Source organism: Erwinia piriflorinigrans CFBP 5888, assembly GCF_001050515.1.
Taxonomy (GTDB): Bacteria; Pseudomonadota; Gammaproteobacteria; order Enterobacterales; family Enterobacteriaceae; genus Erwinia; species Erwinia piriflorinigrans.
The window spans coordinates 99,598-125,316 of sequence record NZ_CAHS01000022.1; the positions used below are offsets into that span (position 1 = coordinate 99,598).

22 protein-coding genes are annotated in these 25,719 nt (G+C 54.7%); 2 read left to right on the top strand and 20 right to left on the bottom strand.

Annotation, left to right across the window (positions count from 1 at the left end; genetic code table 11):
• Positions 1–23 precede the first annotated feature (23 nt).
• The 12 genes from EPIR_RS18815 to EPIR_RS16640 form a co-directional block, all read right to left on the bottom strand.
• Positions 24–185: a hypothetical protein gene (locus EPIR_RS18815; protein WP_157037545.1), complete on the bottom strand. Its 162-nt coding sequence runs from the start codon at positions 183–185 to the stop codon at positions 24–26.
• 325 nt (positions 186–510) lie between these two features.
• Entirely contained in the window at positions 511–1,338 is an 828-nt protein-coding gene (locus EPIR_RS16590; protein WP_023656633.1) for a hypothetical protein, read from the bottom strand.
• Positions 1,339–1,513: 175 nt separating this feature from the next.
• Positions 1,514–3,961: a glycogen phosphorylase gene (gene glgP, locus EPIR_RS16595; RefSeq protein WP_023656634.1), complete on the bottom strand. Its 2,448-nt coding sequence runs from the start codon at positions 3,959–3,961 to the stop codon at positions 1,514–1,516.
• A 20-nt stretch (positions 3,962–3,981) separates the two neighbouring features.
• Positions 3,982–5,415, bottom strand: coding sequence for a glycogen synthase GlgA (glgA, locus tag EPIR_RS16600; RefSeq protein WP_023656635.1), 1,434 nt, complete (start codon positions 5,413–5,415; stop codon positions 3,982–3,984).
• A gap of 54 nt (positions 5,416–5,469) precedes the next feature.
• Positions 5,470–6,756, bottom strand: coding sequence for a glucose-1-phosphate adenylyltransferase (glgC, locus tag EPIR_RS16605; protein ID WP_023656636.1), 1,287 nt, complete (start codon positions 6,754–6,756; stop codon positions 5,470–5,472).
• 12 nt (positions 6,757–6,768) lie between these two features.
• Positions 6,769–8,745 carry a glycogen debranching protein GlgX gene (gene glgX / locus EPIR_RS16610; RefSeq protein ID WP_023656637.1) on the bottom strand — a complete coding sequence of 659 codons (1,977 nt, stop codon included), beginning with the start codon at positions 8,743–8,745 and terminating at the stop codon, positions 6,769–6,771.
• Entirely contained in the window at positions 8,745–10,928 is a 2,184-nt protein-coding gene (gene glgB / locus EPIR_RS16615; protein WP_023656638.1) for a 1,4-alpha-glucan branching enzyme, read from the bottom strand. The genes glgX and glgB overlap by 1 nt, the downstream gene beginning before the upstream one ends.
• A gap of 413 nt (positions 10,929–11,341) precedes the next feature.
• Positions 11,342–12,451 carry an aspartate-semialdehyde dehydrogenase gene (gene asd / locus EPIR_RS16620; protein WP_023656639.1) on the bottom strand — a complete coding sequence of 370 codons (1,110 nt, stop codon included), beginning with the start codon at positions 12,449–12,451 and terminating at the stop codon, positions 11,342–11,344.
• A 187-nt stretch (positions 12,452–12,638) separates the two neighbouring features.
• Complete coding sequence (gene gntU, locus EPIR_RS16625) at positions 12,639–13,979, bottom strand: gluconate transporter (protein WP_023656640.1); 1,341 nt, start codon at positions 13,977–13,979, stop codon at positions 12,639–12,641.
• Positions 13,976–14,524, bottom strand: a complete 549-nt coding sequence (gene gntK, locus EPIR_RS16630) for a gluconokinase (RefSeq protein WP_023656641.1) — start codon at positions 14,522–14,524, stop codon at positions 13,976–13,978. The genes gntU and gntK overlap by 4 nt, the downstream gene beginning before the upstream one ends.
• Positions 14,525–14,768: 244 nt before the next feature.
• A complete protein-coding gene (gntR, locus tag EPIR_RS16635; RefSeq protein WP_023656643.1) occupies positions 14,769–15,764 on the bottom strand; it encodes a gluconate operon transcriptional repressor GntR in 996 nt (331 codons plus the stop codon).
• 188 nt (positions 15,765–15,952) lie between these two features.
• Positions 15,953–16,648 (bottom strand): pirin family protein, encoded by a 696-nt coding sequence (locus EPIR_RS16640; protein ID WP_023656644.1) that lies wholly within the window; start codon positions 16,646–16,648, stop codon positions 15,953–15,955.
• A 366-nt stretch (positions 16,649–17,014) separates the two neighbouring features.
• Between EPIR_RS16640 and EPIR_RS16645 the strand changes: the two genes are divergently transcribed.
• Positions 17,015–17,509 (top strand): GNAT family N-acetyltransferase, encoded by a 495-nt coding sequence (locus EPIR_RS16645; RefSeq protein ID WP_023656646.1) that lies wholly within the window; start codon positions 17,015–17,017, stop codon positions 17,507–17,509.
• A 44-nt stretch (positions 17,510–17,553) separates the two neighbouring features.
• On the opposite strand, the gene ggt is transcribed toward EPIR_RS16645, so the two are convergent.
• Positions 17,554–19,314, bottom strand: coding sequence for a gamma-glutamyltransferase (ggt, locus tag EPIR_RS16650; RefSeq protein WP_023656647.1), 1,761 nt, complete (start codon positions 19,312–19,314; stop codon positions 17,554–17,556).
• 153 nt (positions 19,315–19,467) lie between these two features.
• Between ggt and EPIR_RS16655 the strand changes: the two genes are divergently transcribed.
• Complete coding sequence (locus EPIR_RS16655) at positions 19,468–19,755, top strand: DUF2756 domain-containing protein (protein ID WP_023656648.1); 288 nt, start codon at positions 19,468–19,470, stop codon at positions 19,753–19,755.
• Positions 19,756–19,788: 33 nt separating this feature from the next.
• Here EPIR_RS16655 and ugpQ read toward each other — a convergent pair whose 3' ends face one another.
• The 7 genes from ugpQ to EPIR_RS16690 all read right to left on the bottom strand — a co-directional run bounded on the left by ugpQ (position 19,789) and on the right by EPIR_RS16690 (position 25,589).
• Positions 19,789–20,529, bottom strand: a complete 741-nt coding sequence (ugpQ, locus tag EPIR_RS16660; RefSeq protein ID WP_023656649.1) for a glycerophosphodiester phosphodiesterase — start codon at positions 20,527–20,529, stop codon at positions 19,789–19,791.
• Entirely contained in the window at positions 20,529–21,599 is a 1,071-nt protein-coding gene (locus EPIR_RS16665) for a sn-glycerol-3-phosphate import ATP-binding protein UgpC (RefSeq protein ID WP_023656650.1), read from the bottom strand. The genes ugpQ and EPIR_RS16665 overlap by 1 nt, the downstream gene beginning before the upstream one ends.
• Before the next feature lie 2 nt (positions 21,600–21,601).
• Positions 21,602–22,447 carry a sn-glycerol-3-phosphate ABC transporter permease UgpE gene (gene ugpE / locus EPIR_RS16670; protein WP_023656651.1) on the bottom strand — a complete coding sequence of 282 codons (846 nt, stop codon included), beginning with the start codon at positions 22,445–22,447 and terminating at the stop codon, positions 21,602–21,604.
• Positions 22,444–23,331: a sn-glycerol-3-phosphate ABC transporter permease UgpA gene (gene ugpA / locus EPIR_RS16675; protein ID WP_023656652.1), complete on the bottom strand. Its 888-nt coding sequence runs from the start codon at positions 23,329–23,331 to the stop codon at positions 22,444–22,446. The genes ugpE and ugpA overlap by 4 nt, the downstream gene beginning before the upstream one ends.
• A gap of 84 nt (positions 23,332–23,415) precedes the next feature.
• Entirely contained in the window at positions 23,416–24,732 is a 1,317-nt protein-coding gene (gene ugpB, locus EPIR_RS16680) for a sn-glycerol-3-phosphate ABC transporter substrate-binding protein UgpB (RefSeq protein WP_023656653.1), read from the bottom strand.
• A 280-nt stretch (positions 24,733–25,012) separates the two neighbouring features.
• Entirely contained in the window at positions 25,013–25,315 is a 303-nt protein-coding gene (locus EPIR_RS16685) for a BrnA antitoxin family protein (RefSeq protein ID WP_023656654.1), read from the bottom strand.
• Entirely contained in the window at positions 25,296–25,589 is a 294-nt protein-coding gene (locus EPIR_RS16690; protein WP_023656655.1) for a BrnT family toxin, read from the bottom strand. The genes EPIR_RS16685 and EPIR_RS16690 overlap by 20 nt, the downstream gene beginning before the upstream one ends.
• Between the last annotated feature and the right edge of the window lie 130 nt (positions 25,590–25,719).

A 25,719-nucleotide genomic window follows, 5' to 3' on the forward strand; every position in this document is an offset into this window, starting at 1 on the left:
AGTGTCGGGTTGTTCGGCTACATTCAGAGCAGATGATTTTTTTCCTTCTTGGTGTTGAGTAATTGCTCATTGGAATTCCCAGCATTAAGCAGTGTGTCTGATAGTTGAGAGCCGGAGCTGTCTGGTGCGCGGCTTTCCTGGCTGCCAGGCGGAATACTTTTATAGCCTGTTGGTTTAACGTCCATAATAGCCCCTTAAAAAATCTCACGGTAAGATCCTGATATATTATTTCTAGCAAAAAAAAGTAACTCTCCTTAGCGTAAAATTAGTTATTGTGTCTGTCATGCTATTGATATAAAAGAAATAGTACCGTCAAATTGAGCCGGGCACGCTGACAAGGTTAACCTTCGTCAGGTATGGAGCGACTGAGTTAACCCAGTTTCATCCGCATACTTCAGGTATCCACTTTTATCGCACATCTGAAATGTAAAAAAACGGTCGAACTATTTTTTCCCTGTGGTGACCTGTCACCGTGTTAGATTTTTATTGGTATCATCTGCTGCCGGGCTTTCAATCGGGTGTGTTTGCCTGACTTTTCTTCGAGTTATTATATTCAATGATAAGATCCTTGCTCTTGCCATCAAGAACAAGAGGCATGTGAACGAGATAATTTTCGGCCTTCGCCATTATGATGTCGGTTCTTGCTCTTCTCTCTGCAAGAATTTTGTCAATTTTAAGTATCGCCTCACAGCTCTCCTTCGTCTTTATTTGTAAATATTTTTCCTGACCTGCTGGCACTAATTCATCATCACCAGGTACCTTATTACAGCGCTTTTGGAACTCATTTATTTCATCAATAGTCTTACTTATTTTAGATACGTTTTTTTCGCGCATTGCAATGAGGTCGAAGTTTGATTTTGATGACGATTTCAATGGAATACCTCGATCCTCTAACTCCATTTTAATTCGGATGCCCATTAATGAATTTTTATTTATAGCAAATAGCTTCTGTGCAATAGACTGACATTTTGATTCATTGTCAGAAAGCGTATTCCCCTTCAAAAAAACACTCTCTTTTGCATTAGTCATCATTATTGGTGGTTCTTTATTTTCGGTGTAGGTCATTACCCTAATACTTTCCGCTGAGCCATGACTTAAATTATTATTTTTACACAATACGCCTAAAATATTTTCCTTTAATATATTATCGTTTGTTCTTATGGCCTTACTTCTTAATGCGTCACGCAAAGCGTTATTATGCATAATCTTCATGCCAGCAGGAGTATTCTCAACACTTTCTATTTTTTTTAGTATTTTTCTGGCCTCATAACCAGAGATAGTCAACCCTATTTTGTTATAAACATTTAGTACAAGCAGATCTAATTTTGTAATTGACATAATATATCCATAAAAGCACTTATATTACCCAATAATCATTCCTTGTCTTGCAGAAAACGCCACTCACAAATACACCTTATATATTCCATACACTGAACAGTCGGCAGGAAGGAAATACCGACATAAGGAAGCACCGTTAAATATTACCCCGGTGCTTTGAGAAGATTAAAGGAATCTATAACTGAACCGGCTTAATGCCCCAAATTTCATCGGCATATTCCTTGATAGTACGATCTGATGAGAAATAGCCCATATTGGCGATATTATCAATCGCACAGCGCGTCCAGGCGTCCTGGTTGCGGTACAGCTTGTCGACTTTATCCTGAGTATCCACATAGCTGCGATAATCGGCCAGCAGCTGATAGTGGTCGCCCAGATTCACCAGGGAATCAAAGATATTGCGGTAACGCCCCGGCTCCTGCGGGCTGAATACCCCGGTGGCGATTTGATTCAGCACCTGATGCAGCTCGGCATCCTGTTCATAATAGAGATGGGAGTTGTAGCCGTTGCTACGCAGCTCCTCAACCTGCGGTGTGGTATTGCCGAAGATAAAGATATTTTCCTCACCGACATGATCGAGCATCTCGACATTAGCCCCATCCAGCGTACCAATGGTCAACGCCCCGTTGAGCGCAAACTTCATGTTACTGGTGCCCGATGCTTCCGTTCCCGCCAGCGAGATCTGTTCGGACAGGTCTGCCGCAGGAATGATTATCTGCGCCAGGCTGACGCTATAATTAGGAATAAACACCACCTTCAGTTTGCCCTTAACCTGAGGATCGTTATTGATAACCTGCGCAACATCGTTAATCAGATGGATAATGTGCTTCGCCATCTGGTAAGCCGATGCCGCCTTACCCGCAAAAATGTTTACCCTGGGAACCCAGTCGGCATCCGGCTCTGCCTTAATGCGGTTGTATCGGGTGATAACATGCAGCACGTTCAGCAGCTGCCGCTTGTACTCATGAATACGTTTGATCTGCACGTCAAACATCGCCTGCGGATCGATAACAATATCCAGCTTTTGACTGACAAATTCGGCCAGACGCTTTTTATTTTGTAGCTTGGCGTGAGCGACCCGCTCAATAAAGTGTGGAAAATCGATATGCTGCTTTAGCTCGTCCAGCTGACTGAGTTCGGTACGCCAGGTACGGCCAATCGTCTCATCCAGTACGGCAGAGAGCGAAGGATTCGCCAGCGCCAGCCAGCGGCGAGGAGTCACTCCGTTCGTTTTGTTGCAGAAGCGGCCGGGAAACAGTTTGGCAAAGTCAGCAAACAGTGACTGCACCATCAGGTTGGAGTGCAGCTCGGATACACCATTAACCATATGGCTGGCCACCACGGCCAGCCACGCCATACGGATCCGGCGGCCGTTGTTTTCATCAATAATGGAAATACGTGCCAGAAGCTCCCAGTCATCCGGGTATTGCTCCTGAACGCTCTTCAGAAAGAAATCATTAATATCAAAGATGATTTGCAGATGGCGCGGCAGTATCTTACCAATCATATCCACCGGCCAAGTCTCTAGCGCCTCCTGCATCAGGGTATGGTTAGTGTAGGAGAACACCTGACAGGTGACATCGAAAGCATCATCCCAACTGAATTTATGTTCATCGATCAGCAGACGCATCAGTTCGGGGATCGCCAGCACCGGGTGAGTGTCATTAAGGTGCAAAGCAATCTTATCGGCGAGGTTATCGAACGTTTGGTGCATCGTCCAATGGCGGTGGAGAATATCCTGCACCGTGGCCGAGACCAGAAAATACTCCTGCCGCAGTCTTAGCTCACGCCCTGAATAGGTGGAGTCATCCGGATAGAGCACGCGCGATACGTTTTCAGAATGGTTTTTATCCTGCACGGCGGCAAAGTAATCTCCCTGGTTAAATTTCCCCAGGTTGATCTCATTACTCGCCTGTGCGCCCCATAGCCGCAGCGTGTTGGTGGTATCCGTATCGTAACCGGGAATGATCTGGTCGTAAGCTGTCGCCAGCACTTCTTCCGTCTCCAGCCAGCGCGCACGGTTCCCCTCAAGCTGGATACGTCCGCCAAAGCGTACCTTGTAGCGGGTATTAAAACGCTGAAATTCCCACGGGTTACCATATTCCAGCCAGTAGTCAGGCGATTCGGCCTGACGCCCCTCAACAATATTCTGTTTAAACATACCGTATTCATAGCGGATGCCGTAACCACGTCCGGGCAGGCCCAGGGTGGCGAGTGAGTCAAGAAAACAGGCCGCCAGCCGCCCGAGGCCACCATTACCCAAGCCCGGATCGCTCTCTTCCTCAATCAGATCTTCCAGATCGAAGCCCATCTCATTCAGTGCCGCGCGGGTATCCTCATAAATGCCCATCGCCAGCAGCGCATTGGATAAAGTGCGCCCGACCAGGAACTCCATCGACAGATAATAAACCTGCCGCACATCCTGCGATAATTGGGCACGATTCGAGCGTAGCCAGCGTTCAACCATACGGTCGCGTACTGCCAGCAGCGTGGCGTTCAGCCATTCATGTTTATTGGCCAGCGCAGGGTCTTTGCCAAGTGTAAACATCAGCTTATAGGCGATGGAATGCTTAAGTGCATCGACGCTAAGCGTGGGTGAGGCATAGGAGAAAGGAACGTTCATAGCAATATCCCACTTTTGGTTTACAGCAAACGTTGATAGAGATCGCGGTAGGCCACCGCTGCCACCTGCCAGCTAAAATCCATCCCCATCGCCTGGCGCTGAACATAGCGCCATAGCGAGGGACGGGACCAAAGAACGAAAGAACGCCGGATGGCACGCAGTAACGACCAGGCGTTACTGTCTTCGAAGGAAAACCCGCTGGCAATGCCATCGGCCAGATTCTCCAGTGAACAGTCATTCACCGTATCCGCCAGCCCCCCGGTGCGCCGCACCAGTGGCAGCGTGCCGTACTTCAGGGCATACAGCTGCGTCAATCCGCAAGGCTCAAAACGGCTTGGTACTAAAATAATATCGGCCCCTCCCATAATGCGGTGCGAGAACGCTTCGTGATAACCGATTTGTACCCCGACCTGGCCCGGATTTTCCGCCGCCGCCGCCAGAAATCCCTGCTGTAGCTCGGCATCGCCCGCCCCCAATACCACCAGCTGCCCCCCCTGCTCCAGCAGGCCAGGTAGCGCCTCCAGCACCAAATCAAGCCCTTTTTGTCGGGTTAAGCGACTGACTACCGCGAAAATCGGCGCTTTTTCGTCGATTTTCAGTCCCATTGCAATCTGTAACTGGCGTTTGTTTTCCAGCTTGGCGTCCAGCACATCACGGTTATATCGTGCCGATAGCAGCAGGTCGTGCGCCGGATTCCAGATTGCCGGGTCCACCCCATTGAGGATGCCGCTCAGCCGCCCCTCTTGCAGACGCTGGTTGAGCAATCCCTCCATGCCATAGCCGAAATCTGGCTGGGTGATCTCCCTGGCATAGGTCGGGCTGACGGCGGTAACATGATCGGCATAAAACAGTCCGGCCTTGAGATAAGAGATTTGGCCGTGAAACTCCAGACCGTAAACATTGAAAAATGAAGCCGGTAGCTGGATTTGCTCCATGTGACGAGCGCTGAACAGCCCCTGATAGGCCAGGTTGTGCACGGTGAATACCGATTTGGCTGGATGACCGCGAGCCGCAAGATAGGCACAGGCCAGCCCCGCGTGCCAGTCATGCGCGTGTACCACATCCGGCCGCCACCAGTGATCCAACCCGCAGGCCAGTTCACTGCTCATCCACCCCAACAGCGCAAAGCGCAGATAGTTGTCGCTATAGGCATATTGTGATTCATCGTGATAGGGGCTGCCGGGTCGATCGTACAGCCCCGGCGCATCGATCAAATAGATACCCACGCCGTTAAAATGACCAAAATGTAGCTCGACATAACCCGCAAAAGTTTGCAGCTTCGCCACCAGCTGGGTTTGCGTAATCCCTTTTTTCAAATCGGGGAATGCCGGCAGCAATACGCGCGTATCGGTACCTACCGCAATTTGTGCCGCAGGGAGTGCCCCAACCACATCAGCAAGCCCGCCGGTTTTCAGCAGCGGGAAAAGTTCTGAACAGACATGTAACACCTGCATTATTGGCTCCTGTAAAATGCCGGACGCGACCCGTAACAGGCCATGACCGTCCGGTTAACGCCAGCCAAGTTTTGCCAGCATGGTAGTGGTGACTAGCACAATCCCCTCTTCGGAACGATGGAAACGCCGGGCATCATCATCCGGGTTTTCACCAATTACCGTTCCATCAGGCAACACGCAGGCGCGGTCAATCACACAACGACGCAGCCGGCAGGAACGCCCCACCACGACATCCGGCAGTAGTACCGACGACTCAATATTGCAAAAGGAGTTAATACGAACCCGCGAAAACAGCACCGAATTGACCACCACCGAACCGGAAATAATGCAGCCGCCTGACACCAGTGAATTCATCGTCATCCCGTGGCTGCCGGAACGATCCTGAACAAACTTGGCGGGCGGCAGCGGTTCCATATGGGTACGGATAGGCCAGTTACCATCATACATATCCAGTTCTGGCATCACCGAGGCCAGGTCAAGATTGGCTTTCCAGTAAGCCTCCAGCGTGCCGACGTCGCGCCAGTAAGGCTCGGCGGTCTCATCCTGCTGAACGCAGGAAAGAGAGAATGAGTGCGCCAGTGCCTCACCGCTGGCGACAATTTTTGGCAGCAGATCCTGACCAAAATCGTGCGTCGACTGCGGTAGCTGCTGGTCACGCTCCAGCAAATCGAAGAGATATTCAGCATCAAACACATAGATACCCATGCTGGCTAACGCATGCCTGCGGTCACCGGGCATCGACGGCGGGTTGTCAGGTTTCTCAAGGAATTCCACGACCTTGTTATTATCATCCACCTTCATCACGCCAAACGCGCTGGCTTCCTCCAGCGGCACCGGCAGGCAGGCGATGGTGCAGCGTGCGCCGTTCTCAACATGGTCGATCAGCATGCGCGAGTAGTCCATTTTGTAAATGTGATCACCGGCAAGGATAACGATGTACTGCGCACGATAGCGGCGGATGATGTCCAGATTCTGCGTCACCGCATCAGCCGTACCGCGATACCAGTGGTCGGTTGCCAGGCGCTGCTGCGCGGGGAGCAGGTCGACAAACTCGTTCATCTCTTCGTTAAGAAAAGACCATCCACGCTGAATATGCTGCACCAGCGTATGTGACTGGTACTGGGTACAGACCGCAATTCGCCGGATGCCCGAGTTAAGACAGTTAGAGAGTGCAAAATCGATAATGCGGTATTTTCCGCCGAAATGGACCGCCGGTTTTGCGCGTTTGGCGGTCAAATCCTTCAGACGTGTACCGCGGCCACCCGCGAGGATCAGGGCTACAGTTTGTGTCGGCAATTGCCTTGCCAGCATCACAGGGTCGTTCTTCTCTAATTTCACCATGTCTGACTCCTATTATGATTTTTCCTGGAACACGCACACTCCCTGAGCGGCTCCATGCCAGACGGTTAACAGGATCGGGTTATCCTCCCCGGCAAAAGGCGGTATGGCATGCCATTTCCCCGGAGGTAACGCCAGGTCGCACACTTCTTCGGTGGCGTTCAGTGTTAAAAGCCAATGTTTTGATAGCCTGATTTGCAGACGATGCACGCCCTGCTCCCATTCAAGCCTGTTTAGTGGCCGTCCCTGGCCGTTCAGCCATTCCACGCTGCCATCCCCCTCCTGCCACCAGCGATCCTGTTGCAGGGCGGGAATGCGGCGGCGCAAATGAATTAACGCAGCGGTGAAAGAGAACAACCCGCGATCGCCGTGCTTCCAGTCGAGCCACGTCAGCAAATTGTCCTGACAATAGGCATTGTTGTTGCCGTGCTGGCTGTGGCCGTGTTCATCACCCGCCAGCAACATCGGCGTACCCTGTGCCAGCAGCAGAGTGGTCAACAGCGCGTGCACGCTCCGCCGCCGGTGTTCCGTTATCAATAACGGCGCACGTAGCCCTTCCACGCCGTGGTTGTAGCTGAAATTATTTTTGCTGCCGTCACGGTTATCCTCACCGTTAGCCTCGTTATGCTTATGGTCAAAACTGACCAGATCGCGCAGGGTGAAGCCGTCATGGGCAGTAATGTAATTGAGGCTGGCGGAGGGCAGACGCCCCCGCTGTTGGAACAGATCGCTGGAAGCCGCAAAGCGCCGGGCGAAATCGCCGTTAGACAGGTCCCCATGCAGCCAGTAGCGTCTGGCAGTATCGCGGAAGTGGTCATTCCATTCGGCAAACGGCGGTGGAAAGTTTCCCACCTGGTAACCGCCTGGCCCGATATCCCACGGCTCGGCAATGATCTTGCACTGCGCCAACAGCGGGTCGGCGGCTATCGCCTGGAACAGCGGGGCATCGCGGCGGTATTCAGGCGTGCGCCCCATCGTGGTTGCCAGGTCGAAACGGAACCCATCAATATGGCACTCTTCCACCCAGTAGCGCAGGCAGTCGATGGTCGATGCCACCGCTTCCGGGTGAACAAGATTTTGCGTGTTACCACAGCCGGTCCAGTTTTCATAGTTGCCCTGTCCGTCCAACCAGTAGTAGGTTGGATTGTCGATACCGCGCATCGACAGCGTCGGGCCGCTCTCATCCAGCTCGGCGCTGTGGTTAAACACCACATCAAGGATCACTTCGATCCCCGCCTGATGCAGCGTTTTGACCGCCTGCTGAAACTCTTCGCGTGGGTTCTGCCCACAGGCATAGCGAGATTCCAGCGCATAACAGGCCAGCGGGTTATAGCCCCAGTAATTGCTCAGCCCCAGGCGCAGCAGCCGGGGTTCGCTGGCAAAACTGGATACTGGCAACAGCTGGAGGCTGGTGATGCCGAGACGCTGAAAATAGTCAATCAGCACCGGATGCCCAAGTGCAGCATAGGTGCCACGTATCTCTGCCGGGATACCAGGATGCAGCAGGGTCAGACCACGCACATGGGCTTCATAAATCACCGTACTGCCCCAGGCAATACGCGGCCAGCTATCGCCTTCCCAGTCAAAATCATCCGCCAGCACCACGCTTTTCGGTGCCAATGGGCCGCTGTCCAGCGTATCCGGCTGCTGCTCGCCGCATTGAAAACAGGGGTTATCGCTCACATCGCCCTCGATCCCGCGCGCACAGGGGTCCAGCAGCAGCTTCGCCGGGTTAAAACGCAGCCCTTCCTCCGGCTGCCACGGGCCGTGCACCCGATAGCCATATCGCTGACCGGGACGAACGGCGGGCAGATAGCCATGCCAGATATCGTCGCTACGCCCCGGCAGATCGAGCCGCGTCTCAACGCCGTCATCATCATACAGGCATAGTTCGACACGCTCGGCGTAGTGCGCAAACAGGCTAAAGTTAACCCCTTTGCCGTCGTAGCTGGCGCCACGCGGCGTGGGTTGCCCATCCCGTATCGGCATCATTATGCCTCCCGTACCAGCCAGAGCGTTGCCAGCGGCGGCAGAGTCAGACTCAGGGAGTGGCTACGGTTATGGCTGCCCCAGTCATCGGTACTGACCACACCGAGGTTGCCGGTATTGCTGCCGTGATAATGATCGGAATCGGTGTTCAGCACCTCGCGCCAACGCCCTGCCTGTGATACGCCAAAGCGATAGTCGTGGCGAGGTACCGGGGTGAAGTTACTGGCAACAATCAGCTCATTACCGTCACGATCGCGGCGCACAAAGACAAATACTGAATTATCGGCATCATCCACCACCAGCCACTCAAATCCCGCTGGGTCAAAATCCTGCTGATATAACGGGGGATGTGCACGGTAAGTGTGATTAAGGTCGCGCACCAGACGCTGTACACCGTGATGCCAGCCGTCTTCCTCTTCCAGCAAATGCCAGTCCAGGCTGGAATCGTGGTCCCACTCTTTGCCCTGGGCGAATTCGTTGCCCATAAACAGCAGTTTTTTGCCGGGAAAGCCGAACATCCAGCCGTAGTAAGCACGCAGATTGGCAAATTTCTGCCAGGTATCCCCCGACATACGGTCGAGGATCGATCCCTTGCCGTGCACCACTTCATCGTGGGACAGCGACAGCACAAAGTTTTCTGTGTTGCTGTACAGCATGCCAAAGGTCATCAGATTGTGATGATGGCGGCGATAGATCGGGTCGAGCTTCATATAGTCCAGCGTGTCGTGCATCCAGCCGAGATCCCATTTAAACCAGAATCCCAACCCACCCGCTTCCGGCGGGCGTGAAACGCCGTTAAAGTCCGTCGACTCCTCGGCGATGGTAATCGCCCCAGGCGCGACATGGCCAAGCGTGCGGTTGGTATAACGCAGAAAATCAATGGCTTCGAGGTTTTCCCGTCCGCCAAAATGATTCGGAACCCATTCCCCATCGGCACGGCTGTAGTCACGGTAGATCATCGAAGCCACTGCATCCACACGCAGCCCGTCAATGCCAAAGCGCTCGATCCAGTACAGCGCATTGCCCGCCAGATAGTTACTGACTTCGCGGCGACCGAAGTTATAAATCAGCGTATTCCAGTCCTGATGAAAGCCCTCGCGCGGATCGCCGTGCTCATACAGCTCGCTGCCGTCAAACTTTGCCAGGCCGAAGTCATCCGTAGGGAAATGACCGGGCACCCAGTCAAGCAGGACGTTTAGCCCAGCCTGATGAGCCGCAGTAATAAATGCGCGGAAATCATCTCGCGTACCAAAACGGCGGGTAGGCGCGTACATACCCAGCGGCTGGTAACCCCAGCTGCCGTCAAACGGATGCTCATTGACCGGCATCAATTCCAGATGGGTAAAGCCCATCTCTTTGGCATAGGGCACCAGCTGCTCCGCCAGCTCCTGATAACTGAGCCAAAAGTGATTGTCGGTATGCCGTCGCCAGGAACCGAGATGCACTTCATAGATTGAGATCGGGGCATCGAAGCCATTGGCGCGTTGGCGCTCGGGCGATAGCGTTGTCTTCTCCGGGATACCGCAAATCATCGATGCGGTTTGCGGGCGCATCTGCGCTTCAAATGCATAGGGGTCGGCCTTCAGCCGCAGCTGGCCGTAACGATCGATAATTTCGAATTTATATAACTGGCCATTACGCGCCCCAGGAATAAACAGCTCCCACACCCCCAGTTCGCGCCGCAGGCGCATCGGGTGGCGGCGTCCGTCCCAGTAGTTGAACTCACCAACCACGGAAACACGTTGAGCATTAGGTGCCCAGACGGCGAAACGCGTCCCGCTCACACCATCAATCACGCAACCGTGAGCGCCCAGAGTTTCATAGGGACGCAGATGCTTCCCTTCTGCCAATAGCCAGCTGTCCATTTCTGGCAGCAGCGGGCCAAAGCGCCAGGCATCATCGATCAGATTTTGCTGGCCGTGCCAGGTGACGGCCAGCTGATAACGAAACGGATTTTTACGCTTGGGTATCACCGCTTGAAAAAACCCACGCGCATCCAGGCACTCAAGCTGCACGCATTTGTTACCGGTGCGGGTGTCGATCACCCAGACTTCGCTGGCATCTGGCAACAGGGCGCGCACTTCCAGACCGAGGTGAGTTTGGTGCATACCCAAAATGGAAAAGGGATCGGCAAAGTGACCTGAGACAACAGCATTAATGACACGACGATCCACTAGCTCTGACATGGTGTTCTTCCCGTGAAGGTCGGCAGGCAACGGGCGATGCCCGATAGCGGGCATTGCCAATGCACTGTTATTTATTGAGCCTTAAACACGCTGGCAGGGCTGGTAAAACTCCATGAGAAAACCGCCGCAGCGCGCGACAAACTAGCGTTACAAAAAAGAACATTGGGGACGATGGCTTTTTAAGCATAGCCAGTGTAATAGCAATGTTCAGGCTCAAATGAGACAAATATCTCTATTTCAGATTAAGGCGATGGAAGAAGAGAAAGGGGTGGATTGACCGGCAGGTTTTCCCTGCGGGTGAAAGGTTAAAATGGCGCATTGAAAGAGGATCATGGCAGGAAAAACAAGCAGGGGTAACGTATCAATACGGGGGAAATATTCCCCCGCACGAGGCGGGGAAAATACCGCTGGGGTTAATCCACCAGCAGGCGCAGCATACGGCGCAGCGGCTCGGCGGCCCCCCACAACAGCTGGTCGCCTACGGTGAACGCCGAGAGATATTCCGGCCCCATATTCAGTTTTCGCAAACGGCCAACCGGCGTATTCAGCGTACCGGTGACCGCCGCTGGCGTCAGTTCGCGCAGGGTGATGTCACGATCGTTTGGCACAACTTTTACCCACGGATTATGTGCGCCCAGAAGCTGTTCGATTTCCGCCAGCGGCAGATCTTTTTTCAGCTTCAGGGTAAATGCCTGGCTGTGGCAGCGTAGCGCACCCACGCGTACGCACAAACCATCAACCGGGATAGTATCGCTGGTGCGCAGGATTTTGTTGGTTTCAGCCTGACCCTTCCACTCCTCGCGCGTCTGACCATTGTCCAACTGTTTGTCGATCCACGGGATCAGACTGCCGGCCAACGGCACGCCGAAGTTGTCGGTTGGCAGCACGCCGCTACGGCCCATCTCAGTCACCTTGCGCTCAATATCAAGGATGGCAGAAGCCGGATTTTGCAGCTCTTTTGCCACATTGTCGTGCAGCATCCCCATCTGGGTGAGCAGTTCGCGCATATGACGCGCCCCGCCACCGGAAGCCGCCTGATAGGTAGCAACAGAGGCCCACTCCACCAGATTGTTGGCAAACAGGCCGCCCAGCGACATCAGCATCAGACTGACGGTGCAGTTACCGCCAACAAAGGTTTTCACTCCGCGATCCAGACCGTCATGGATCACCTGATGGTTAACCGGGTCGAGGATAATAATCGCATCGTCCGCCATGCGCAGAGTGGAAGCCGCATCAATCCAGTAACCCTGCCAGCCCGCAGCGCGCAGCTTGGGATAGATGTCGCTGGTGTAGTCGCCCCCCTGGCAGGTGATAATGATATCCAGCGCCTTCAGCGCTTCAATATCGCTGGCATCCTGCAAGGTCCCCGCTGACTGCCCGCCAAACGCGGGTGCCGTCTGTCCATGCTGGGAGGTAGAGAAAAACACCGGGCGAATCACATCAAAATCACGTTCTTCGCTCATCCGCTGCATCAGCACGGAACCCACCATGCCGCGCCAGCCTATCAGCCCTACTGTTTTCATGTTAAACCTGCTTCAGGCTACCTGACTTATCAGCAGCGCCTGACCTGTTAGAGTTAAAAAAATCAGAGTTAAACCTTACAAGTTGCAGAAAAAGTGGCAAGTGAATTAATTCGATAAGCCCATTTTTTTTAGCAGCGCTGCTTATAATCACCGGCCTGGTGAGCATGAGCGGCAGCGCCGCCGGGGCTTATGACAACAGCTCAAAGGCCACCATACCGATAATCGCCCCCACGGTGCCGAGGATAGTTTCCATCAGCGTCCAGGTTTTCAGCGTCTGCCCTTCGGTAGCCCCGGTAAAGCGGCCAAACAGCCAGAAACCGGCATCGTTAACGTGGCTAAAAATAATTGAGCCACCGGCAATACAGATCGACAGGGCGGCCATCTGTGCGCCGGAATAGTGCAGCGGCTCAATCACCGGCATAATCAGGCCGACGGCGGTCAGACAGGCAACGGTGGCAGAACCCTGGATGATACGTACCGCTCCCGCCAGCACAAAACATGCCAGCGCTACCGGTAAACCGGCCCCGGTCAGCGCATTGCCCAGTGCCGGGCCAACGCCGGAATCCACCAGCACCTGCTTGAAGACACCACCCGCACCGATAACCAGCAGGATAATACCCGCAGGCTGTAGCGCCGCGCCGCAAATCTGCATCACGCGCTCTTTGTCCATGCCCTGACGATACGCCAGGCCATAAATGGCCACCAGACAGGCCAGCAGAATGGCGGTGAACGGATGTCCAATAACCCCCAGCCACTCGTACAGGCTGGTGCCCGGCGTGGTGAAACGTGCGCCGATGGTCTTTAATCCCACCAGAATCAGCGGGAACAGGATCAGCGACAGGCTGAAGCCAAATGACGGCAGTTTGCTTTCATCAAACTCCGGGTGATCACCTTCAGCAGGCAGACCAAACTTGACGTGCTGACTGATAAAACGGCCAAACAGCGGCCCGGCAATCAGCATCCCCGGAATGGCGGCGCACAGCCCCAGCAGGATCATCCAGCCAAAATCGGCGTGCATCTGCGATGCCAGCAGCATTGGAGCCGGACCAGGCAGCAGGAAGGCCGCAGAGGCAGCCACCCCGGCAAACAGCGGGATAACCAGCTTCACCAGGTTATCCCCCGTGCGGCGCGCCACGGCGAAAGCGATACTGATTAACAAGACCACCGCCACTTCAAAAAATAGCGGCAATGCGCAAATCAGTCCGGCAATCCCCATCGCGTAATGGGCACGACTTTCACCAAAGGTTTTCAGCATGCGGATAGCGATTTGATCAACCGCGCCGGTTTCATGCAGGATTTTGCCGAACATCGCCCCAAGCGCAACGACGATCGCCAGAAAGCCGAGAGTGCCGCCCATGCCTTTTTGCATGGTCTCGGCGATTTTATCCAGCGGCATGCCGGAAAACAGCCCGGCACCGATGGAGACCAGCATCAGCGCCACGAAAGCGTGCATACGCGCTTTCATCACCAAAAACAGCAGCAGCAGCACCGAACCCGCTGCGGTTAAGACCAGCGTTGCAGTACTCATGGTGCCCTGCTTATTTGTGTGATGGCTGTATCAATGGTTTTCAGGGTGGTGGCAACAACCTCATCCAGCGACTGATGAATATCGACCACCCGCACGTCGCTCTCATCGTCACCCGGCTGCTCCAGCGTAGCAAACTGTGTGACCAGCATCTGGGGTTTAAAGAAGTGCCCTCTGCGCGCGCGGAGGCGCGATTCGATGGTATCGAAATCCCCTTTCAGATAAACGAATGAAAGGTTCGGATTCCCCTTACGCAGAATATCGCGATAACTCTTTTTCAGCGCCGAGCAGACAATCAATGAAACGGCATTCGTGCGCTGCATGGCAAACGCGGCATCGTTGATCGCCTGCAACCACGGACGACGGTCGTCATCATTGAGCGGATGACCGGCGGACATTTTTTCAATGTTGACGCGTGGATGCAGGAAGTCACCGTCGAGGAAGGCCGCCTTCAGCTGATAAGCCACCGCATTGGCAACGGCGGACTTGCCGCTACCGGATACGCCCATCAGCACAAACACATGATTGGACGGAGAAGATGTATTCATTATTGTTGCTCCGGCAGAGATGAGCAGCCCATTCAGCTGCATTGTTATCGGTAACATTGTTAGTGCGTGAATGGGTGATGGCAACATTCTTATCGGAAAAAACTGGTAAATGTGAAGGGCGTCAAAAAACAAGCAGAATCAGACAGGAAGTGGCACAAAGGGGTAATACGACCGCACAGCGTGGTTATTTCACCACGCTCCAGTGCCAACCGCTGCCAGCACAGCTATCACGATCGGGACGAGGTCAGATACTTTCGCCAGGACAAAGGGTAAATCCGACATCCACAGGTTGCGGTATCACGCGTTCCCCACGGATGCGCGCAAGCAGCAGCTCCGCCGCCTGATGACCGATACGTTCACGCGGCGTTTGCACCGTGGCCAGTCGGGGGGTCACCACCCGCGCGATATCATGGCCGTGAAATCCGGCGATAGCCATCTGCTGCGGCACGCGCAGCCCCTGACGCTGGCACTCGAACATCGCGCCCACCGCCAGATCGTCATTGGTACAGAACAGGCTGTCGGTTTGCGGATAGCGCTTCTGCGCCTCGCATAGCAGCATGGCCCCGGCGGAAAACGAGGATGCCTCTTCCATCATCACGCTCTTTGGCTCCAGCCCGGCTTCCAGCATAGCGAGACGATAACCCTGCTCTTTCTGCAAGGTGCGCTCGTCGAGGCGAGCACCAAGGTACACCGTGTGCCGATGGCCTTTTTGCAGGATAGCCTGGGTCATCTGCCGCGCCGCCTCCACGTTATCAATCCCTACCGCCATATCAAGAAAGGGCGAGGTACAATCCATTGTCTCCACCACCGGAATCCCGGCGGTTTCAATCATACGCAGGCTGGCAGCGGTGTGGGTGCGTTCGGTGAGGATCAGCCCGTCAATATTCCACGCCAGCAGAGAACGCAGCTGTAGCTCTTCTTTCTCGGCACTGTAGCCAAAGTGGCCCAACATCGTCTGATAACCCGCCCGATCGGTCACGGTTTCAATACCGTGCAGCACGTCGGCAAAGACCTGGTTGGTCAGAGAAGGCAACAGCACGCCAATCGCCCGACTGGTGGCATTGGAAAGCATATCCGGGGCGCGATTGGGAATATAACCGAGTTCATCCAGCGCGGCGGCGATCCTGCTCTGCAACGCGGCAGAGACCTGATCAGGATGACGCAGATAACGGCTAACGGTCATTTTTGTGATGCCGACGCGATCGGCAACATCCTGTAATCCTGGTCTTTTTTTCTTCATTTTCTTCAGCTGGCGGGAACGTGTTGTGCGGAGTGTAACAAAAAGCGGGCAATTGACGTTAACCTGAAGCTAACCGATGAATCAACCTCACAAATTTAGCTTTTAGCACGGGGGAAAAGCGCTACCACGCTGGATAAATCGCTAAAAAAGGGTGCGGCTGAGCGCACCCTCGAAGGGAAAAACACCATTTACACCGCTGGCAGATCAAACACCAGGATTTCAGCAGCGCCATCGGCGGTGAGCGCAAGGGATGGCTCATCCCAAATGGCCAGGGCATCGCTGGTGGTTGCCTGCTGACCGTTAATAGTCACTTCACCTTTCACCACCTGGATCCAGATGCGGCGACCGTCAGCAACATCAATACTGCCCTGCTCGCCCGCCTGCAACGCCCAGCGCGACAGCGTCATATCCTGGTTCACTTTCAGCGATCCCTCACGCGCATCCGGCGAAAGCACAAGCTGACGGCCCTGAGCATCATCAAAACGGCGCTGCTCATAACGCGGCTCAATCCCGCTACGCTCTGGGATAATCCAAATCTGATACAGATGCAGCGGCACGGTTTCGCTGGCGTTGTACTCCGAGTGACGCACGCCGGTACCGGCGCTCATAATCTGAAACTCACCCGCCGGGATCTGCTCTTTGTTGCCCATACTGTCCTGATGCTCAACGGTGCCGGACAGCACATAGGTGAGAATTTCCATATCCTTATGGGGATGTGTACCAAACCCCTTTCCGGCATCGATCACATCTTCGTTAATCACCCGCAGCGCCGAAAAGCCCATAAAATTGGCATCGTAGTAATCCGCGAAAGAGAAGGTGTGATAGCTGTCCAGCCAGCCATGATTAGCATGTCCGCGATCTTGTGCTTTACGTAGATAAATCATATTCCGTTCTCCTCTAGGTTTTCACCCAGTCTGAACCCGGAGCAAGCCGGATGATAGCGGAGAAAACTGTCTTCTCTGTTCAAATTATTCGACGTAACTGGCGGCAGGTTATGAGTGGAATGAGCACAACGGGGGAGTAAATAACGGGCAAAAAAAAGCCAGCACCCGTGCTGGCTAAAAATATTGGAAGCAATGTGAGCAATGTCGTGCTTTTTCAGCGGGTACCGTGTGTCCCTCTGAAAACGCATAGCAATAATAATCATTATCATTCGTATTTGTAAAGTCATTTTATGATTAATTTTTTCTTGCTTTGATGCGGAAAAACCCTGATTTTAAAGAGGATTTCAATAAGCGACGAGTGGCGAGATGAGTGAGATCGTGATTCGACATGTGGTTACCGAAGATGCCGGGGCGCTGCTTGAGCTATATAGCCAGCCAGGCACCCTTGCCGATACGCTACAGCTCCCTCACCCCTCGCTTCAAAAATGGCAGGAGCGCATTAGCAAGATACCAGAGGGGACACATATGCTGGTCGCCTGCATTGAAGATCGCATTGTTGGCCAAGTCACGTTATATATTAATGGGCCAGCGCGCCGCCGCCATACTGCCAGTTTCGGTCTTGGCGTCGATAGTCATCATCGCGGTAAAGGCGTGGCAAAAGCCATGATGTGCGCCATTCTTGATCTGTGTGATAACTGGCTGGGGGTTGATCGCGTTGAACTGACGGTATTTGCCGATAATCAGGCGGCTATCGGGCTGTATGAGCGGTTTGGTTTTGAAACCGAAGGCCGCGCCCGGCGTTTTGCGCTGCGTAACGGCCAGCAGGTTGATGCGCTGTTTATGGCGCGGCTCCGCCCATGATGGTCATGCGGGGAGGTGCTTATTCTCCCCGCCACGGCTAAGATTTAATATCCTGCGGTTAAATCATCAATGGTACGCGGATCGGACGCACCATAGCGCATGCCGTCCGGTGCCAGCATGATGCTCTGGCTGCTGCCCATCGTCGACATCACCTTCACATTCTGCCCCTTTGCAGTCAGCAGTTTCAGCGTATCCGGGCTGAAGCCCTTTTCTACCCGCAGCTGATCCGGCAGCCATTGGTGGTGGAAACGCGGTGCATTGGTGGCTTCGGCAACGTTCATCCCAAAATCGATGCTGTTCACCACCATTTGCAACACGGTGGTGATAATACGGCTACCGCCCGGGCTGCCGGTGACCAGCCAGGTCTTACCGTCTTTGACCACAATGGTCGGCGACATGGAAGAGAGCGGGCGTTTATAGGGCTGCACCGCATTGGCTTCACCACCCACCAGGCCATAGACGTTCGGCGTTCCCGGCTTGGCAGAGAAATCATCCATTTCGTTGTTCAGCAGAATACCGCTGTTACCGGCGACAATACCGCTACCGAAATTGGTGTTCAGCGTATAGGTCACCGCCACCGCATTGCCGTCTTTATCCACCACCGAGAAATGTGTGGTCTGATCGCTTTCATACGGGGCCAGTTTGCCCGGCTTGATCTCAGCGGAAGGGCGCGCTTTAGCCACGTCGATCTGCTGTGCCAGCGATTTCGCATAGGCTTTGCTGGTCAGCGCCTGCATGGGTACCTTGACGAAATCCGGGTCACCGAGGTATTGCGAGCGATCGGCGTAGGCGTATTTTTCCGCCTCGGCCATCACCTGCATCGCATCGGCACTGCCGAAGCCCATTTTGGCCAGGTCAAAGTTTTCCAGAATATTAAGGATCTGCACAATATGCACACCGCCAGAGGACGGCGGCGGCATGGAGAACACCTGATAACCGCGATAGGTTCCGCCAACCGGCTTACGCTCTATGGCGCGATAGTTCGCCAGATCGGTTTTAGCGATCAGCCCGCCGTGCTGTTCCATTTCACCGGCGATCTCGTCGGCAATTTTTCCCTTGTAGAAAGCGTCCGGCCCCTGGCGGGAAATCAGTTCCAGGCTGTGGGCCAGATTGCGCTGCACCAGCTTTTCACCCTGACGATATGGTGTGCCGTCGGCCTTAAAGAAAATGGCCTTGCTGTTGGCATGGCCTAACAGCACCTCTTTACCATAAACATTGAGATCGTCGGCCAGTGAATCATTGACCACAATGCCGTTACGCGCCAGATCCAGCGCGGGCTTGATCAGCTGGCTGAGCGGCAGAGTACCGTACTCTTTATTTGCCAGGGCAAACCCCGCCACGGTACCGGGCACGCCGGAGGCCAGTGGTGAGGTGAGTGATTTTTTGCTGTCTGCGTTACCCGCCGCATCAAGGAACATATTACGGCTGGCGCGTACCGGGGCCATCTCACGGAAATCGATTGAGGTGGTATGGCCGGACGCGGTGCGCAGCAGCATGAACCCGCCACCGCCAAGATTACCCGCCTGCGGATGCGTCACGGCCAGCGCATAGCCAACGGCCACGGCGGCATCAACGGCATTCCCCCCCTGCTGAAGAATTTTCACGCCAACGGCGGTGGCGGTGGCATCCACGGAGGCCACCATGCCGTGCTGCGCCCTGACCGGATGGAAGGTGTCCGTGCCGACGCCATAGGAAACCGGCGCGGCAGCAGGTGCTGCCGCAGTCGTGGCCAGCGCTCCCTGGCTTACCAACAGAGTGATTAACAGCCCCCCTGAAAGGCGCTTTAATGAACTTTGTATCATCATTTTTTATCCTTTATATTTATTTACACTGTGTTTGCCATTGATAAATAAGCATAAAAAAGGATAAAAAGCGAACAATAACGCGAATTGGGAGCGCTCCTGGAGCCAGGGAGTAACAGGTGCATTAAACTGAATGAGTAACACGGAGGAGTGAAAATGAAAATGCAATGGCTCGTCGTTTTTGCCGCCATGCTGCCACTGAGCGGGATGGCCAACATGTTGAATAATGGGAATAATTCGCAGCAGCCGGGGTACAATCCCAGCACTCAGCGGCTACAGCAACAGATGCAGAACCAGCAATCGCGGGAGAAGCTGAAGCTGCAACAGGACCAGCAGCGCCAGCAGCAGGATCTGCAACGTAAAATTCAGGAACAGCGTGACAGCGCCACACGGCGTACGCTGAACTCGCAGCCTAATCAGCAACTGAACACGCCAGCAAATTAAGCAGCGGCGGATCGGTAGTTGCGATCCGCCCCCTTAGTGGAAGTCCGGCCCAATCACATCAATACGATCGGTGCAGATCGCATCAACGCCCCAATGCAGCAGCTCACGCGCACGCTCGGGCCTGTTCACCGTGTACACCAGAATGCGTAAGCCTGCCCGTTTTAACTGGGAGACGCGTTCTGCATTCAGCAACTGATGATTAAGATGGATCGAGGTACAGTCCAGCGCCGTGGTCATCTCCTGCCACTGCGCTTCCCATTGATCCAACAGCAGTCCGCGCGGCAGTTCGGGTGCCGCCTGGCGTGCGGCTTCCAGCGCCTGATAAGAGAATGATGACAGCAGCGGAGCCACCTGTCCCTGCCACATCACCCGCGCGGCCAGCGCCACCGCGCGCCCGGTTTCGCTCTCCAGGCCGCTGGTCGGTTTAATTTCGATATTGGCCATCAGCCGGTGCTGACGGCAGCGGGCTGCTACCTCGGCCAGCAGCGGCAAACGCTCTTCGCTGAACGCCTCGCCAAACCAGCTCCCGGCATCCAGCTGTATCAGCTTGTTCCACGGCAGCTGCCCCGCTACGCCCCAGCCATTGCTGGTACGATCCAGGGTATCATCGTGCAGCAGGAAGATTTCGCCATCCTGCGACAGCTTGGCATCAAACTCGATCATCCTGTGGCCCAGCTGCGCACCAACGTCGATGGCGGCCAGGGTATTTTCCGGTGCCAGTTTGCCGCCGCCGCGATGGGCGACAATCGGTGGGTAGGGCCAGCTCACAGTCATTATTCCATCCGTTGTTGGTTTTCATCAAAAAAGTGCAGCGATCGCGGCGGCAGATGCAGCCACAGGGTGCTGCCCATCGGCGGGCGCAGCGAGTGCGGCAGGCGTACCACCAGCTTACTGCCACCCAGTCTGCCGTGGACGAGATTATCCGCCCCCAGCATTTCCAGCGTCTCTACCACCAGCGGAATACCGCCGTCCTGCTTTGAGGATAGTTCAATATGCTCCGGGCGGATCCCTAACGTCAACCGGCGGTCGGCCCAGCGCGCCTGCGCATCATCCAGCGGCAGGGCGATGCTGTCGCTAAGGGTAAAACATGAACCGTCACGGTTAACCTGACCTTCCAGCAAATTCATTGCTGGCGCACCGATAAAGCTGGCGACAAAGCGCGTCGCCGGACGTTCATAGATTTCGATCGGGGTGCCAAGCTGCTCCAGCACGCCCTTATTCATCACCATCACCCGCTGCGCCAGCGTCATCGCCTCGACCTGATCGTGCGTGACATACAGGCTGGTGGTGTTCAGACGGCGGTGCAGCTGCTGCAATTCAAGGCGCATCTGTACACGCAGGCGCGCATCGAGATTGGACAACGGTTCATCAAACAGGAATACCGCCGGTTCACGCACGATGGCACGCCCCATCGCCACACGCTGCCGCTGCCCGCCGGAGAGTTCGCGTGGACGGCGCTGCAACAGCGCTTCCAGCTCCAGACTACGGGCCGCTTCCAGCACGCGTTTGCGGATCTGCTCTTTGCCCATACCGCGGATTTTCAGGCCCCAGGCCATGTTTTCTTCCACGCTCATATGCGGGTAAAGCGCATAGTTCTGAAACACCATCGCGATACCGCGATCTTTCGGTTCTTCTTCCGTCACGCGCCGCGTGTCGATCCAGATATCGCCACTGGTGACGCGCTCAAGCCCGGCAACCATGCGCAGCAGGGTTGATTTTCCGCAGCCGGACGGGCCGACTATCACCATAAACTCCCCGTCATGGATGGTCACATCCAGCGGCTGAATGACCTGGGTTTTACCGTCCCAGGATTTGGTTACTGCCTGAAGTCTTAGACCCGCCATGCTTATTTCTCACTCTCAACCAGACCGCGCACAAAGGCGCGCTGCATCACAAAAACAATCACCACCGGCGGGATCAGCGTTAACAGCATCGCCGCCATTACCTCATTCCACTGGGTGGGCGAGCCGCTGCTGGAGATCATGCTTTTGATCCCCGCTACCGCCGTACCGAGGGAGGCTTCGTTCACGATCAATAGCGGCCACAGATACTGGTTCCAGCCGTAAATAAAGGTGATCACGAACAGCGCCGCCAGATTCGTTTTCGACAACGGCAGCACCACGTCGCGGAAGAAACGCAGCGGGCCGGCCCCGTCGATACGGGCGGCTTCCATCAGCTCATCTGGCAGCGACATAAAGAACTGACGAAACAGGAAGGTCGCCGTGGCTGAAGCCATCAGCGGCAGGGTTAATCCGCTGTAGCTGTCGAGCATGTTCAGGTCGGCAATCACCTGTACCGTCGGAAATATGCGCACTTCCACCGGCAGCATCAGAGTGATAAAAATCATCCAGAAGAACAGGTTACGCAGCGGGAAGCGGAACCACACCAGCGCGAACGCCGACAGCATCGAGACGCTGATTTTCCCCAGCGTGATGCAAAACGCCATCACCAGGCTGTTCAGCATCAGCACGCTAAACGCCGGGCCGCTGCCGTTAACGCCGTGCTGCCAGATACGGCTGACGTTTTCCCATAAATGCGAGCCGGGGATCAGCGTCATCGGCACCTGATAAACCGCCTGGTTGTCCAGCGTGGCGGCGACAAACGCCACGTAAAGCGGAAACAGAATGACTAAAATAGCCAGAATCAGCAGGGTATGGCTGAAGATATCCAGCCCTCGTCGGTTTTCAATCATTGGTAACGCACCTTACGCTCAACAAAGCGGAACTGAACCACCGTAAGCCCGATAACCAACAGCATCAGCACCACCGACTGCGCCGCCGACGAGGAGAGATCGAGTCCGGCAAAGCCTTCACGGTAAATTTTATAAATCAGGGTGGTGGTCGCCTGTACCGGGCCGCCGCCGGTGATGGCATCGATGACCGGGAAAGTATCAAAGAAGGCATACACCAGGTTGACCACCAGCAGAAAGAAACTGACCGGGGTAATCAGCGGCAGCGACAGGCTGAAGAAGCGGCGTACCGGGCCGGCTCCGTCAATCGCTGCGGCTTCCGTCAGGGATTTGGGGATCGACTGAAGCGCGGCGAAGAAAAACAGGAAGTTATAGCTCATCTGCTGCCAGATAGAGGCCAGCACGATCAGGAACATCGCCTGACCGCTGTTTTGCGCATAGTTCCAGCGGTAGCCAATGTGGTTCAGCAGGTGACTGAACAGGCCAAGTCCAGGGTTAAACAGAAACATCCACAATACCGCTGCCACCACCGGTGCCACCGCATAGGGCAGTAGCAGCAACGTCTGATACGTCTTTTTCAGACGCACGATATAATCGACCAGCGCCGCCAGCAGCAGTGAGAAGCTCATGCCGCATACCGTGACCAGCGTGCTGAATTTCAGCGTGGTCCAGAAGGAGTCGAGGTAGTAATCGTCAGCAAACAGCCGCGTGAAGTTCTCCAGCCCGACGAACGTGCTGGAAATGCCGAACGGATCGATGCTTTGTAGCGAATACCACAACGCTTCGCCAGCTGGCCAGATAAAGAAGATGGCGGTGATCAACAGCTGCGGCAGCACCAGCAAATAAGGCAGCACGCCGCTGCGGAAAACGGGACGGGGTTGGGACATCAAAGTACTCTCGTATCAAAGTCGCAGTGGCGGCCCCGCAGGGGATCGCCACTGGCGGGCGGATAAGTGAAGCGTGGCGTGCGGTTATTTGCTCTGCTGCTCGAAGCGCGACAGCAATTCGTTACCGCGCCTGACGGCGTTATCCAGCGCTGCCTGCGGAGCCTGTTTTCCTGTCCAAACCCCTTCCAGCTCTTCATCCACGATGGTGCGGATTTGTGGCATATTGCCGAGACGCATCCCTTTGGTGTAAGGCAGCGGGTCTTTGTTCAGCATCTGGCGGGTGGCTATATCCGCGCCCGGATGCTGCTGATAGAAGCCCTGTTTGCGGGTCAGATCGTAAGCGGCGGTGGTGATCGGCAGATAGCCGGTCTTCTGGTGCCATTCGGCGGCAATTTCCGGCTGGGCGAGGAACTGCATAAACTCGGCGACGCCTTTATAGGTTGCGGCATCTTTGCCCTTCATCGCCCACAGGCTGGCACCGCCGATAATGGCATTCTGCGGCGCGTTTGCCACGCCGTCATCGTATGGCATCATGCCAACGCCGAAGTTAAATTTGGCGTATTTGCGGATGTCCGCCAGCGAGCCTGAAGAGGCGGTGGTGATGCCGCAGTCGCCGTTATAGAACTTGGCGGTTGGCTCATCTTTGCGCCCGAAGTAGGTGAAATCGCCCTTTTTATTCATCTCTTCCAGCATGGCGATATGGCGCACCTGTAGCGGCTTGTTAAACGCCAGTCGCGCATCGGTGCCGTCAAAACCGTTGTTTTTCGTTGCTACCGGCTGACCATGCCAGGCGCTGAAGTTCTCAATCTGGATCCAGCCCTGCCAGCCGCTGGCATAGCCGCAGGCCATACCCGCTTTACGCAGCGCGGCGGTATCCTGCGCCAGCTGCTGCCAGGTTTTTGGCGGCTGCTCCGGGTCCAGACCGGCTTTTTTAAACGCATCTTTGTTGTAGTACAGCACCGGGGTGGAGCTGTTAAACGGTTGCGAGATCAGCTGCCCGTTGGCATCGCTGTAATAACCCGCCACCGCTGGCACAAACTGCTTAGCATCCAGGGCAATACCGGCGTTTTTGAACACTTCATACACCGGCACAATGGCTTTTGACGCCATCATGGTTGCCGTGCCGACCTCATAGACCTGTAGGATCGCCGGGGCTTTTCCCGTGCGCACCGCCGCAATTCCGGCGGCCAGGCTCTGTTCGTAATTGCCTTTATAGGTAGGAACGATGCGGTAATCAGGGTGCGTTTCATTGAAACGGGTCGCCAGCGAGTTAACTTCTACCCCTAGCTCGCCTTCCATCGAATGCCAGAAAGGAATGTCGGTGGCGGCCAGCGCGCTGGTGCTGAAAGCCAGCCCAACTATCAGGCTAAGTGCATTGTGACGGAATGATAAAGATGGCATGTCGGTTTCCTGTCCACGGTGTTATCAGGCGCGAAGACGCGCATTGCTGTAATTGGCAGGTAACATGACATGGGGAAATGACAGAAATATAACGCTTTTATGACCGCCGGGTGACGACCAACCCTGACCGAACTCACTATTTTCGCACGATTTTTAGCGCTTCGTGGAGCTACGACGCCTCTCTTTATACAGCCTGCCGCCCTATTGTTCCCTGCTAAAAGAGACGACAGGGCGGTAAGCGGATGTGCGCTGAAAACGCGATCCCTTGCCGGATAAAAAATTATTTCAGCTGCTGGTTACGCATCATCGCTTCTCGCAAAATTGCGTTAAGCCTTGTCTGATAGCCTTTGCCAGGTTCTTTAAGCCATTCCAAAACATCGGCATCAATTCTGACTGAAGCATGCTTCTTGACGGGACGATAAAACTGTCCACGCACAGCGTTCTGCCAGGATGAATCATCCAGCGTGCCGACATCGCTGTCATCAATCTGGCTGTCAGGCTGCTCAGACAGTGATTTCAGCTCGGCTTTTCGTTTCTCAGTAAGGGATGGAAGCTCGTTTCGTTTATATCTCACTGTGCTCATAAGTTTTCCTCTCTTTCCGATCGGCTCTGCGAGCGCTGATTATGCGAATGATCTCGGTACCGTCTTCAAAGCGTATCGTATGGGCTACAAGAACCACTAAGCATCCTCTTACAGCTCCGATGGTTTGCCAGCGGTACTCACCATTTTCAAAGCGGTCCTGCACTGAAAGGTGAAAAGGATCCTCAAAAACCAGTGCAGCCTCTTCAAAGCGAATACCGTGCTTGCGTAAATTCGATTCAGCCTTGACTAAATCCCATTCAAAATCCATCTCCATAGGCCTGCCGTGGCAATACTGTTTTGTATATACATAATAGTATATACAAATAACGGCATTTTACCAAGGATACTATCGCGAGATGTGCCATCATGCTCTGGGCTCAAAAAAGGGGCGAAAACAAGCTTTG